The organism is Anaeromassilibacillus sp. Marseille-P3371 (genome assembly GCF_900169665.1).
Taxonomy (GTDB): Bacteria; Bacillota; Clostridia; order Oscillospirales; family Acutalibacteraceae; genus Anaeromassilibacillus.
Window position 1 is genome coordinate 3,206,371 of sequence record NZ_LT835157.1, and the last position, 14,426, is coordinate 3,220,796.

Consider the following 14,426-nt stretch of genomic DNA (forward strand, 5'->3'; position numbering starts at 1 on the left):
TTTTGCGGTTGATTGTATCATCGGGGAAAAGGAAGGATTTCGGGAGAAGGGGTGTCAAAAATGGAAGAGCCTAAAAATGACAAACGTTCCAAGTGGTATGACCGGGGATGGGCGACAGGTTGTGTCTTTCCTCTGCTTGTTGCGATTGTTACTGGGGTGCCCTCTTGGTTCCTGTCGGAGTACCATACGGAAACGCAGAATGTGGCGGAGATCGCTGCAAAATTTGACAATGTGGACGAGGGTATGAAGTACCAAGACGCCATCAATATCATTGCTCAGGAAAATGAAAATCTAAAAATTGAGGTGAACACATTACAACAGGGTTCGGATTCCCTCACCTCACAGCTCCAAAATAAACCGGACGTCACTTTTTACAGCCCGTCGGTCATCCAGGACGGCCTCAAGGTGATGGACAGCGTCTCCAAGGGCGTAGCGGACATCAACGGCAGGATTTATATTGCGGCAGAGGCCATTGACCCCTTAATGGATGGGACGGTCACGTTTGACCCGTCCCAAAACCTCCTGTCTGCCGGGAAATCCGGGGAAGCGGAAATTACCAAAGTGGATCTTCTGGACACGACCGCCCTGCACGACGGGGAACGGTGTATGATCTACCGGCCGTCCGAGGGAAAAAGCTTTTCTGTGGGCGGGGTTCCGTATAATAAGGGCTTTACCCTTGATACATATTGGAATGAAGGGCTGGCTTTAATCAATCTAAATTATAACTACGCAAAGGCGTCTTTTAACGTCGGCCATGTTGACGGGACAGCCTTGGGGGATACGACCCTCCAGGTATTTCTTGGCAAGGATATTTATAAAGAGTACCGCATTTCCTCGGATATTCCTTCCACTCCGATTGAAATTCCGGTCAACTATGCGGGAAGTATGAAGCTTCAACTGAGCGATTCAGAAAGTTTTTCTTCTACGTATGCCTTTACGGATTTCATTCTGACCAAGTAATTCCCTATTCCTTTGTGATATTCATTTCCTACACCGTACTCTACCCGGCACATAAGGCTTGTCTTTCCTCTGGAAGCCTTATGTGCCGGCTTTTTCTGCAAAATCCTTAATGAAATCTTTATACATATCTTGCTTTTCTCTACGAATTGTAGTACATTAAAGGGACTGCTCAGGGTATTTTCTACTGGGTGAGCAGGGTCAGTCGCAAGCTCCTGACCTAAAAGAAAACTACGGAGGAATCACAAATGAAAAAACAAACTCGCAGCGCGGTCTTCTTGGCGCAGGGCGCCATGATTGCCGCCATCTACACGGTACTGACGCTTTTAGCCGCTACCATGAACCTCGCCTATGGACCGGTACAATTTCGGTTTTCTGAGGCGCTCACCATCCTGCCGATGTTTACTCCGGCAGCGGTCCCCGGTCTGACGATCGGGTGCCTGCTGAGTAATATCTTCAGCGGATACGGGGCGGCTGATATGATCTTTGGAACGCTTGCCACCTTATTGGCGGCGATTTCCACACGGATGTTGCGAACTGTCCGGATAAAGGATATTCCCTGGCTTGCTCCACTGCCGCCGGTGCTGTTCAACGCCGTAATCATCGGGGCGGAAATCGCGTTTTTTGCCCCGGAAGGCTTCCTTTGGACTGGATTTGCAGCTTCCGCCCTCTCGGTTGGCCTGGGAGAACTGGCCGTCTGTTATGTGTTGGGGCTTCCACTTGCGATTTTCTTGGAACGTTCGGGCCTCAGCCGCTATCTCTCCGAAGGCCCTTTACGCCTCTCCAATCGTTGACTTTTCCGCAAATGCTTTTAATTTTATGAATAACATCGCTGTCCGCTCAGGAATGTGTGGGCTGTGTATTTCGGGGTGATCGAATTGCAGGAGGGCTTTCCTTTAACGAAACGTCTAAAAAACATGCCGCCTGTCCGTCTCATCGTCTCCAGCTTTTTTGCCGTCATTCTCTTGGGCGCTGTTCTGCTTACGCTTCCGATCATGAGTCGGAGCGGTAACGCAACATCCATGATTGATGCCCTGTTTACGGCGACATCGGCGACCTGTGTGACTGGTTTGGTTCCTTTTGACTCCTGGACGCACTGGAACGGTTTGGGGCAGGTTGTCATCCTGTTTCTCATTCAGATTGGAGGCCTGGGCGTTATCACGTTTACCACCGGTTTTACGCTGCTTTCGCGCCGGAAGCTTGGCCTGCGGGAATTACAGCTTGCAACGGAAAATACCGCGGGCAATGCTATGGATATTTACCATTTGGTAAAGATCATTTTGACTTTTACCCTCAGCAGCGAACTGATCGGAGCGGCTATTCTTGCCCTTCGTTTTGTCCCGAAGTTTGGGCTTCATGGAATTTGGATCTCCATCTTCACCGCTGTTTCGTCCTACTGCAACGCCGGATTCGACATCCTTGGATTTGAAAAACCGGACAACAGCCTCATCGGGTATGCCAACGATCCGTTGGTCTGTATCCCGGTGGCCCTGTTGATTATTGTGGGCGGCCTTGGCTTTATTGTCATCAGCAATATTTATTTTGCCAAGCTTTCCCCGCTTTTTCACAAGAAAAAGCCCACCTCCTTGAACCTACATTCCAGCATTGTTCTTCGTATGACCCTGATCCTTTTGGTAATTGGTACCATTGGCTTTTTGTTCTTTGAATGGGATAACACCTTAGAAGGCAAGAATATCTTTCAGAAAATTTTGACAGCCTTTTTTCAATCCACCAGCGCCCGTACCGCCGGCTTTGCCTCGGTTGACATTGCCAGCGAACATGACATCACCAAACTGTTTACGGTCTTTCTGATGTTTATTGGCGCCGCGCCTGCCGGTACCGGCGGCGGTGTCAAAGTGACTACCTTTGTTGTTTTGATCGCAACGGTAATCAGCGTTATGGCTGGTAAAGAAGATACAACCTTACACCATCGCCGTGTGGAAAAAGGGACGGTATACCGTTCCCTTGCCATTGTAACGGTCGCGATTCTGGTTGTCGTCTGCACAACCGGCGTCATTCTTTCCACCAATGCGCATCCCATCAGCGCCATTGACGCGCTATTTGAAGCAACTTCTGCATTTGGAACCGTGGGACTGACGGCTGGATTAACCCCCTCTTTGAGTGCTATCTCAAAATTTGTACTTTGTTTAACCATGTTTATCGGGCGTGTAGGGCCGATCTCCTTGGCGCTGGCCATAGCAATCAAACGTGCACACAACAAGGGCGCTGTCCTTCCCGAAGGAAAAATTATTGTCGGATAGACATTTGATGTTGTTTCCCGTCGTGTATCCTTACCGTTTATTGGGCTTTTAAGATGGGGCTCGACACAATCGTTTCCGTAAGATCGATCTACAGGCGTCATGGAGGAAACATTTGAGCATGGATTTCTTTTTTGGGTGTATGGCAAGTCCTGTCTTTGCAAAACCAGAAGAAGCCGTTTGACAGATTCGGATATGTATTGCCTTTTATAGTTAAAATCATACGACAAGAGGGTGACCCAAAAGTCATGAAATGACTTTTGGGTCACCCTCGCTTTTTTAGAAACTCAGATATTTTCCAAACAGGTAGAGGTTGCCGCCTTTCTATAAATCGAAAAATTTGTCGTTTTAGGGCATCCTCTTTATTCACGCCTGAAAAATTCCTGGATAAAGGCCCTTTTTCTTTCAGCCCCGGCACTTTCAGCATTTTTTACCATCTTCTGCCGGTGCTTACCGCGATATTAAGCAAGTGTATTGCCGGATACCTGTCCAATATAGATTTCTTCTGCCTTTCCAGTATTCTGCACTTCCACTTCTGCGGTACAATCCTTTGCCGGATCACTCAACATGCCCGCCAGGCCGCCTACATAGATCTTTCCTGCTGTACCCGTGCTTTGATTGGTTACCTTTCCCTCTACATGGGAATCGGTAGCCGTTCCAAGCAGCCATCCAGCCAAACCGCCTACAGCGATGGTCTTGCCTTCCTTCGTACTGCCTGTCATCTGAACATTTCCAGTAAATGTGCAACTGTCAATGGTTCCAGAGTAAAGCTCTCCAACCAGACCACCCACATTTACGGTCGATTTCGCCGTTCCTATAGCCGTCACTTCTGCGGAAACAGAACAGTTCTTTGCAATTGAATCCGAACCGATGAGATCTCCTACTAAGCCGCCCAGTTTACAAGAACCTTTTGTATCGTCCCACACGATTGTACCACCATTTACCGTGCAGTTCTCTATACGGGTATTATTTGCACACCCTACCAAAGCGCCACCAAATTCACTTGTTTTTACCTGAGGCGCTTCGATAACAATATTCTTCAACTCTGCACCATCACAATAGGCAAACAACCCCGCATATTTCGGCGCGCCCGATTGGCCGCTCGTTTTAACGCTCCGTCCAGTTTGCTCGTCCTGCCCAATATTCAATCCTGTAATCTGATACCCACATCCATCGAAACCGCCGGTAAAGGTTTCATCCGTTTTTTCTCCGCCAATCGGTTCCCAGTTATAATCGGAAAGGTCAATATCCCCTCCAAGACGGTAGAATTGATCCAAGCCATTGCCGATACTCATCAGTTCTTCTGCGGAACGAACCCAAATAGCCTCTTCCGCAGAGCTGCCATCCCCATCTTCTTGAAGCTTCACCTCAAAGGAAGCGGTCTTATCTGTCTTGGACACCACTTTCGAGGCGTTCGGATCTACCAGTTCATATCCTGCGCCGAGCTTGCTCAAATCCGGCGTCAAAGTCATCGTGGTTTCGCCCTCAGGGAACAGCACCAGATAGGAGCCGATCACCTTTCCGTCCATGACCCACTGTACCGTCGCCATATCCGCTGCGCCCGCACCTTCATCGGTCTGGAAAGCATTTACCACAACATTTCCATGGAAGTGCTTTCCCTGATATGCGTTGCCCGCGGTATCCGGCAAATAGGCACCGATCACATAGGTCTGTGTGCCGCTCGCCGCTGGAAGTACCATGGCCGGCGTATAGGGTTTTCCGTTGGAATCGGGGTTCAAGTTATCTGATACGACTGTCCACGAGCCATTGACCTTTTCAAACAGCACCAACTTCAACACATCGGCCAAGCCGTTTGTACAAGCAACGCGCACATTCGAATGGTCTGGGCTATAAGCCTGCTTGATCGTCTCTCTGCCCTGGGCATCCTTGACAATCTCGATCTTCTTCTCCCCATTCTCCGGGCATTCTACATCTTTCATATCCAGAGCTTCCACCGAAAGCTCTATGTAAACCGGAAGAGTCCCTGCGTTGTTAACAACCACTGGCTGGAAATAAACCGGTTTCGGATCATAGCCATCTACAGATACATTGCCATTGCCCGCTTGATTGATCTCTGCCAGAAACTTTTCGTATTCCATGGGACGCAAATTGTCAAAGCTCAAAGGTGTCTCCGCATCTTTGCCCGGCTCTACCGTAATGTCTAAAACACCTGCTGTGAAGTCCGCATTTACCTTTTCCGTATCCGTAAACCATGCCATGGTTCCACCTGCTAGCAAGCAGAGCATCAACAGAATGGATACTCCCGATAACAGCAACCTTCTCTTTTTCATGTCTAGTCCTCCTCTTTCAATCATTGTTTCTACAGCATATGGAGCTGTAGTTTGAAAAAACTGCATTACATATTCGCTAATAAATATGCATGTAAATTTATAGGGATATTTTACCATTCCATAGACAGTCTGTCAATCCTGCAAATTTTTTGTATGTTTAGGGTGTATATTTTTGTTTTATTATATAATATTTATAAAATATTTTTAAATACCACTGGAAAAACAGCGAAAAAAAATAAACAAACGAAAGGGCACATGTGCATTTTTATGCACATGTGCCCTTTCGGGCGTTTATCTGCGTTCCCGTAAAATCTTTAAGAGTTGTTTTTGACTCTTGCCTTCACACACCGCGACTATTTCATCATTCGCATGAATCACTGTATTGCCGTTTGGAATCATCATAGACTCCCCACGAAGAATGGAGATAACCAGTGAACTATCCGGTAAATCAATATCCTTCAGCATCACACCCTCCAAGGCTGTATCCGCTGGAAGCGTCATCGCACAGATTCCCGCGCGCCCTTTGTTCAGGGTTGCCAAAAGATGCATTTCCGCCACATCAACTTCTTGCTCAATCAAATTTGTGATGATTTCTGTGCTGCTGACGGCAATGTCCGCCCCCAAAATACGCAACGCATCCATGTTTCTCGGGTCGTTTGCGCGGGCAATCACCTTTACTGCCTTAAACTGCCTTTTCGCCAACTGTGCTGCTACTAGATTGTCTTGGTCTTGACCGGTAACTGCGATAAAACAATCTGCGTTCTGCGTACCCGCCTCTTCCAGCGTTTCGATTTCTGTTCCATCGCCACAGATCACTTCTACGTCCAGTTCATTTGCCAATCGCATACAACGGAGTTTATTTTTTTCGATCAAACGAACGTCGTGTTTGCTCTCCAACATATTCGTAGCCAGATGATACCCTAGCTTTCCGCCTCCAACGATCACAATTCGCATCGTTTTTCCTCCCGAATTATACGATTTGTATATTTTATTTATTTAATACAATTCATTAATTCCCTATAAAAATCAGGCCGTTTTCCCCGAGGGCCCTTTTATCAAACATGCGCTTACCTTTTATACATTTGCGCACAGCAAAGTTTTCCACACATTCTCTGCGATAAAAGTTATACGAGGAAGTCTTTCCTCATTGTCAATCAATAATGTTGGAGAAGACCAAACGGTCATTTTCTCCGATCAGCTGATCGCGTCGCCCCGTATTGAGCACCATTGTGCCGTCCGCATGAACCAATCCAAAGAGCTGTTCCCCATCTTTTACAGGGAATTGGCTGAGCGAAAGTCCATACCAAGAGCGGTCTGCCTCCTTCACATGGAAAGCCACCGTTGCCGTTCCGATGGTCAGCTCCTTGGAATCCCAAGGCTGTGTCAATGCCGTAAACATTGCGTCTCCCGCCAATTTTGTATGGCACACCGTCTTGAGGCCAAAGCGCTTAAAGACCTTTTCGCGCGCGGGGTCCGAAATGCGGGCCACTACATTGCGCACACCAAAAAACTCCTTCGCAATCTGCGAAATGGTGATGTTTAAATTGTCATCCGGCGTACAGACTGCCACCGCATCGCAGCTTTCAATCCCTGCATTCTTCAACACTTTGGTATCCATTGGAAAACCGGTAACGGTCATCCCATTAAAATCCTTCTCCAACATGCGAAATGCATCCGCATCCGAATCGACTACAGCGACATCATGTCCATGGTGATCCAGCAGTTCTGCCAGACGCCTCCCCAGCCGACCACATCCAATTACTAAAACGTTCACCCAGAATCTCCTCCCGGTATTAAAATAATCCTTTTCTTCCATACCGCGGTATAAAAGCGGATGCTTCCACACCGCCTATTCTCTGATGAAATTCTCTAAAAATGCCCCGATTGCAATGATTCCTCAAAGCGGGCCAACCAAGGCCCCCATGTTAAAACGTTTCCCCTCAAAAAGTTCCACACAATAAAAATACCCTCTCCTACCAAGGGAAAGGGTTTCCAACATGGCGCAATACGCCATCCTCTATACAAAATTGGCTCAACCGGTTGCACACGGAGCAACCGCTCTCATCTGCTTTTTTCTCCTTTGCGCAATACAAGGCTACGTCCTCCATTCCTTGTACACGGCAGTTTCCTTTTTCCAACGGCTTTTTCCGTTGAATCAACAAACGTCCGGAGAAATATCCTCGTGCTACAACCGCCAAACCCAATGAAAGCTCTATATTCGCGGCCCTGCACAATCTCCCGTTTCCAAGAATACCGTCCCCTTCTCGCCTGAATCCTTTCAGATTCAGGCCGCCCATAAAGAGGGCAAAGAAGGAGCACGCTGTGTGAAACTTCACACACATCTGGCCCGCCCGGAGGGATTCGAACCCCCGGCCTTCAGAATCGGAATCTGCTGCGATATCCAGCTTCGCTACGGGCGGATATGAAAACTGATAGTAATTATAACACGCTGTAGCATAAATTTCAATCATTGTTTGGAGAAACCATCCGATTTTTCCATTCTTTTGGCAAAGCGCCAAATAAAAAGAATAGCAGAAGCCATTCAACCTCGGAAAACCGATGCTGCTGCCTTCTGCCGTTCTTTTATAAAAATGGGTTAAGGAAGATGAAAAAGAAAAGGAATAAGTAAATTGATTCGATGCTCCCTTTTCCCTGGTTGCCGCCCGGAAAATCCGGGCGGCCCCAAGAGAAAAGCAGCTTTGCTGGGCAGTAGATTTCTGTTGCCCATCAACCGCGCCCAGCCTAGAGAAGTCCTTACGCTGCAATGGTTACTACACAGTGCTGCTGTGCGGCCTGACCTGTCAACGTGGTGTACACGCCGGTGGACTCGCCCACATCACCGATTGCCCAAATGCGGAAGTAGTAGTCATTGCCAATCTGCGTTACAAACTGAGTCTTAAATACGCTGCCATCGCCAACGGTGAAGAGCGGCAAAATATTGCTGCCATTGACCAGTGTCATCTTGAAGCAATATGCCTGGCCCTGCTTGACTGTAAACGGAAGCGTCGTGTCAGATTTCACATATGGACCAGTGACCGTTGTACCAGTACCCGTTCCTGGTGTTGTTGGTACACCGCTTCCCTCTTCACCATAGGTACTATCCGCAGGCACATAAACAGTCGTGGAACCGCCGCCAGAAGAGGAAGAACTGCTTCTCGGAACCAACGCCTTGATGGCGTCGTTGATCGCCTGTACGGCAGCATCCACTGTGGGCTGTGTTGCTGTAGACGGCAGGGCCTTTGCTGCTGCAACCGCCTCTTGCAATTTCGCCCAAGAGTCGCTGGTATACTTGCTGGAAGAGCGGGATTCCGCATCCTGAATAGCTTCATTCAGATCTGTGAAGTCTGCATCGAAGATCTGATACGGATAGTAGACGATGTTCGCTCTACCGTAAGAGGCATAGCTTGCATCTCTTCTTGGATAGACGGTGGGTTCAATGCTGCCGTCGATGATGCCTTCTGCACAATTCATCAAGTCATCGAGGTATTCCTCTGTGAACGGCTCCAGGTTTTCCGCATGGCCGGTACGCAGCATCATTTGGCGGCCGTTTACCTTATCGATAAAGTGCTGCAAAGACTTGGTGTAGGTCTGAATCGAACACATGCCGATCTGCATCCATAGGTCTCCGGAACCCACAGCGTCGCCGGTAAATACGTCCTCATCACCATAGAACAGAACAATGGAGCCTGCCGTGTGGCCGGGAACTGCGACAACCTCTAGGTTTTCACCGTTACCAATACTGATGAAATCGCCATCTTTGACAATGGAAACTTTATCGGCATCCGGTCCCATCTTCTTAATGATTGCGTCCTTATCTCCCTCTGCGACATAAACGTTCTTCACCTGGTCCTTGCCGACAAAGTCGTCCAGGCATCCGATGTGGTCACCATGGTTGTGTGTCAGAACCACATTCATGTTCGCATTTTTGTTTTCCAGGACATTGTTGACAATGTAATCAAACAGATCACCTGCGCCCATACCGGTATCGATTACCGTGGCGCCATCCTTGTTTTCGAGCACCCAAATCTGGCCGAGTTCATAGTCGCGCACAACCGTCATACCCGGTTTGATTGTCTCCTTGGTGTACTCCAAGGACGGATTCTGTGTATGATTCTTCGAACGGCTCAACGACTGCTGGAACAGCCAGTTGTACGGTGTGCCATTGCGGTCGCTGTACACATACTTCCAAACCTGATGCGGGTCCGGAGTGGTAGAGCCGGCACTGTACTCTTCATACTTGATACACTGGCTACCAACTGCCTTCAGAGCCTCCACCACTTTGCGGGTATTTTCCACCGGAACAGTGCTGTCATCCGCATTGTGGAAGGTCCAGATTGCCATATTCTTGATCTTCTGGAATGCTTCGTTGTTGTTTGCATAGTAGCTATCGTCCACGCCACCGCACATCGGCATTGCTGCTGCAAAGATTTCCGGATGGTCGAGGATGATCTTCCAGGTGCCGTAACCGCCCATAGACAGGCCCTGGATGTAGATACGATCTGTGTCGATGGTGTCTGCATGCTCTGCGATGAACTCATCGAGCATCTGCATGACAAGCGCTTCGTTGTCCTCCTGAACCCAGCCTTCGGCCATGCTCGGGCACTGCGGCGCCAGCACATAGCACGGGTTCATGTCCACACGGTCTGCCCAAACGACGGCGCCCTTGTTCGCGATGATATGGGACAAATTATTGTCGCCGGATTCACCCGCTCCGTGCAGGAAGATTACCACCGGATACTTGCCGTCTGCATCCTTACCAGCGGACTGGATCGGGTCGTAGTAACGATACGGGATCGTCTTGCCCGCTTTGTTCGTAACTTCTGCCTCCTGGAAGTCGTCCACGGTCAGGTTCGTAATCGAAGTATTTGCATAGGTCCCGCCTGCTGCTACAGTCTCGCCGTTGGCCAGCTCGACATCGCGCAGCTGGGTAACCTCATAGGAAAGGTCAAACATGAAGGTCTGGAACGCATTGTAATCGAAATAACTGGTGCCTGCGATCGTATCCGTGGGGTCGAGGGAGATCGTAACCTGATTCCCATCCACCTGCACACCGGTGATAGTCCGCATGCCGACGTTGTTAAAGGTTGGGTTATCCGCTGTCTGTTCCGCACGCACCTGATAGGTCGCTGTAGAGATAGAATCCGGATTGACATCTTCTGGGTAGGTGACAACCGCTTCAATTACCTTCTGGCCGTCGTCCATCACCTTCGTGATGAGTTCTACCTCACAGGTGTCGGTCACCTTCGCAGGATCATAAACGATGGAAGCCGTGCCATAAGTTGCGATCTTCGCATCGCGGACATTGCCGCGGATGTACTGCTCACCTTCGATAGATCCATCCACAATTCCCTTCGCACATTCGAGAATATCGCGGACATATTGGTCGGTCATTGTGCCGCGATACTGCGTGTGGCCGCCATAAACGGTCAGGTCACGGTCGCCGATGGAATCGTTGAGGTGCTGCAGGGAGTTCACATATTCTTCAATGGAGCACATGCCGATCTGCATCCAGACATACCCGGAACCAATCGCATCACCAGTGAAGAGCTTGTCTTCGATCATGTAGCCAACGGAACCAGCCGTATGTCCCACAATATCGATGACCTGGAAATACTTGTCGCCGAACGGGATCTTATCGCCGTCGTTGACCGCTGTGAGCTTCTCGGTGCTGACGCCCTGACGCTCCATCATCGATTTCACTGTGGCTTCGTCTGCTGCGCCGATGTAGATATGTTCCACATCTTCTTTATCTGCGAACTGATACGCCTGAGCAGTGTGGTCTCCGTGGCTGTGGGTCAGTAGGACATCAATCTTGGTCACTGTTTCGGGCAACATGGCCTTGAGCTTGTCATAGAGATTGCCCTGGCCCATGCCGGTATCGATCAGAACCGCGCGGTCACCATTGACCATCACATACATCGGATCGACATCGTAATCCCAAATGGCCTGTACACCGTCGCCATAGTCCTTGACCGTGTAAAGGGTCTTCGGGTTGATCGTGCCATTCTCGGTTCTGGACTTATTCTGTTCGAACAGCCAGTTATAAATTTCTTCATCTTCATACACGGCCTTCCAGCTGTGATGATGATTCGGCCAAATGGATTCCGGCAAATATTTGTAATATTTTACAGAAGTGTTGCCGTGTGCCTGCAAGGCTGCAACTGCATCGTCCGAGCCCTGAACGTTGACGGACGGGTCATCCTCTGCATGGGCAACCCAGATCGGCATATTTGCCAATGCGTCAAACTTCTTGCCGCCATCTTCATAATAGCTGGTAGAAACACGCCCGCAAATCGGGATTGCTGCTGCGAAGAGGTCCGGGTGTTCCAGGATCATTTCCCAAGTGCCCATGCCTCCCATCGACATACCCTCGATGTAGATGCGGTCCGTATCCACCTGCGGATGTTCCTGGATAAATTCCTCCAGAATTTGAACCACCAGGTCCTGGTTTTCCTTGTTGATCCACCCAGAGGGTTCGGTCGGACACTGCGGCGCCAATACATAGACCGGATTGCGCGCAATGCGGTCCGGCTCTACCCAAGCGACGGCGCCCTTGTTTGCGATCAAGTGGGACAAATTGTTGTCGCCCTTTTCTCCGCCGCCGTGCAGGAACAGGATCAGCGGATATTTGCCATCCTCACTCACACCATTGACCTTGATCGGGTCATAATAGCGATAGTTGAGGGATCTTCCGTTGACATTGCCGCCCGTTGCACTCTGGAAGTCATCTACAATGCGGTTGGTGATGGAGGTATCCTTGTATTTTGCGGGTTCAACAGTCCCCTCCGCTGTTTCGATTTCTCCCTTTTGTGTTACAAGATACGAAATATCGTACGGGGTCGTCAAAGAACTATAGAAGCTTGTCACGGCTGTTTCATCCTCGGGATCGAGTTCAATAGTCACAACATTGCCATTGACATCGATGTCCGTGATGGTGCGGTAACCTTCCAGATCGTTGGAACCGTCTCCATAGGTAAGGGTTGCCTTGATCTTGTAATCATCCTTGGAAACGCTGTCCTCATCGACTGCACTGTCGTAAGTCAAGTTGATTTCGACTACGCGCTGCCCATCGTCCAGTACTTCTGTAACGATTTCTGTGGGAATGTCGCCATAGGGGATATTATACGACATCTGCAAATCGTCCTCGGTCAGACCGAAGGAATCCAGGTTTGCCGCCATCATCAGGCGGTCGCGCGCCGGATAATCGGATTTTGTTGTGCAGACAGCCGCTACGCCGTCCTCCACATCCTTAAAGTGCATGAATGCACCGTTCGTATCCGAGGTACATTCTTCCCAAACCGGGAGGCCCTCTCCATTTGGATCACCGGTCTTGACAAAGTTTGCCCAGTAGGTGGACATTATATCGCCCAACTCATGATCCGCATCGGTCCAGTTGCGTTGGCCTTCAATGTCGTCCCGCATGGAGTTGAACATATACCATAGTTCACTGGAATGGAAGGAACCGTAGAAATCCTCATCGCGGTTGCCTACGATCTCCGGATCGTGTGGCGCCAAGTCGTGATCGAAATAGTAAACATAAGCGTTGTGATTTTCGTTATGCGTCTTGCCGTATTCAGCAGAGATCCGGTACTTCGCCAAACTGCTGTCGCTGGTGGAACGCAGGTTCATGCGATAAGCCTGTTTCTCGTTGAGCGCATTGTAGATAGAGCGATTGTACAGCTCTCCGTACTGATTTTCCATCTTTTCCTGGAATGCTTCAACATCCATCGTGCCATCCGGCGTACCGGACAAGGAGGTATACTCGTCCGCTGTACCGCCGATCATGATGTCGATGCCGTCGAGCGCACCCTCAAGGGTCAAATCGATGGATTCCTCTGTAAAGACATAGTTGTCCAACGTATTGTTGCCAGCCGCACTCTTGAGGGAACTGTAAACGTTATCCGCCAGGAAATCTTTCGCATCCTTTGCGCGAAGCTCTTCCAGGGTGACGCCCTCTCCGAATGCTTTTTCAATAGCGTTTTGGCAAGTTTCTTCCTTCTCCTCTAAGGATTTATAGCTGCCAGGTGCTGCATAACCGCCAAAACCACTCTGGATAATCGCACGGTTAAACAGCCCGTCCGTCATGTCTGTGGAAAGCAGCGCTGTTACAGACATGGCGCCTGCGGACTGGCCGCAGATGGTGACGTTCTTTGGATCGCCACCGAATTCTGCAATATTCTCATTCACCCATTCCAGCGCCTTGATCTGATCCAATGTACCGTAGTTACCGGAAACGCCTTCCTCATTTTCTGCGCTGAGTTCCGGCAGAGCCAGGAAACCAAATACATTGACACGGTACTGGATACATACCACGATGATCCCCTGCGCTGCCAATTTGGAAGCATTGAACTCCATTTCGGATGCATGGCCATGGTCGTAACCGCCGCCATGAATCCAAACCATGACCGGAAGCTGCTCGTCTTCCGCATGTTCCGGTGCATAGACGTTCAAATACAGGCAATCTTCGCTGATTTCGGGATTGTAATCTTCGTCAAAATAGAACTCGTCGCCCCAGAATTCGCCAACGGGGTTCAAGTTTTCTGGCTGCATCGCCTGGTTGCCCCATTTGTCGCAAACGCGCACATCATCCCACGTTTCTGTGAGATCCTGCGGCGCTTTCCAGCGCAATTTTCCCACCGGAGGCTCCGCAAATGGAACACCTTTGTAGACGGTGACACCCTCCGTATCGGATGGGACGCCCTGAATCTTACCATTTACATTGTCGCCACTGCGAATGGTGACAATGCCCGGTTCTTTCATCTCCGGTTCTTCCGCGCGCGAGGTTGCTGCAAATGCGCTGGTACACGTGCCCAGCAGCATTGTAAAGGTCAGAACCAATGCCCAAATAGATCGATGGATCTTTTTCATTCTGCTTTTCTCTCCTTTTCCTAAAATGTAACCGTTAACTCTGGTCCGCTCG

Annotated in this window: 7 protein-coding genes and 1 tRNA gene; 3 read left to right on the forward strand and 5 right to left on the reverse strand. The window is 49.5% G+C overall.

What is annotated here, in order from left to right; all coding sequences use genetic code 11:
* Nucleotides 1-60 precede the first annotated feature (60 nt).
* The 3 genes from B9Y59_RS13535 (at nt 61) to B9Y59_RS13545 (ending at nt 3,218) form a co-directional block, all read left to right on the forward strand.
* The gene (locus tag B9Y59_RS13535) at nt 61-960 is read left to right on the forward strand and encodes a hypothetical protein (RefSeq protein ID WP_085534119.1); all 900 of its coding nucleotides are present in this window, start codon (nt 61-63) and stop codon (nt 958-960) included.
* Nucleotides 961-1,205: 245 nt separating this feature from the next.
* Nucleotides 1,206-1,751, forward strand: coding sequence for a QueT transporter family protein (locus tag B9Y59_RS13540; RefSeq protein WP_054323284.1), 546 nt, complete (start codon nt 1,206-1,208; stop codon nt 1,749-1,751).
* 63 nt (nt 1,752-1,814) lie between these two features.
* Nucleotides 1,815-3,218 (forward strand): TrkH family potassium uptake protein, encoded by a 1,404-nt coding sequence (locus B9Y59_RS13545; RefSeq protein ID WP_242967325.1) that lies wholly within the window; start codon nt 1,815-1,817, stop codon nt 3,216-3,218.
* 458 nt (nt 3,219-3,676) lie between these two features.
* Here B9Y59_RS13545 and B9Y59_RS13550 read toward each other — a convergent pair whose 3' ends face one another.
* The 5 genes from B9Y59_RS13550 to B9Y59_RS13575 form a co-directional block, all read right to left on the reverse strand.
* Nucleotides 3,677-5,506 (reverse strand): TasA family protein, encoded by a 1,830-nt coding sequence (locus B9Y59_RS13550; protein WP_158089041.1) that lies wholly within the window; start codon nt 5,504-5,506, stop codon nt 3,677-3,679.
* Nucleotides 5,507-5,797: 291 nt separating this feature from the next.
* Nucleotides 5,798-6,460, reverse strand: coding sequence for a potassium channel family protein (locus B9Y59_RS13555; protein WP_085534124.1), 663 nt, complete (start codon nt 6,458-6,460; stop codon nt 5,798-5,800).
* Nucleotides 6,461-6,656: 196 nt separating this feature from the next.
* Nucleotides 6,657-7,280: a potassium channel family protein gene (locus tag B9Y59_RS13560; RefSeq protein WP_085534126.1), complete on the reverse strand. Its 624-nt coding sequence runs from the start codon at nt 7,278-7,280 to the stop codon at nt 6,657-6,659.
* Between the two features lie 569 nt (nt 7,281-7,849).
* Nucleotides 7,850-7,926, reverse strand: a tRNA-Arg gene (locus B9Y59_RS13570).
* A 334-nt stretch (nt 7,927-8,260) separates the two neighbouring features.
* The gene (locus tag B9Y59_RS13575) at nt 8,261-14,374 is read right to left on the reverse strand and encodes a carboxylesterase family protein (protein ID WP_158089042.1); all 6,114 of its coding nucleotides are present in this window, start codon (nt 14,372-14,374) and stop codon (nt 8,261-8,263) included.
* Between the last annotated feature and the right edge of the window lie 52 nt (nt 14,375-14,426).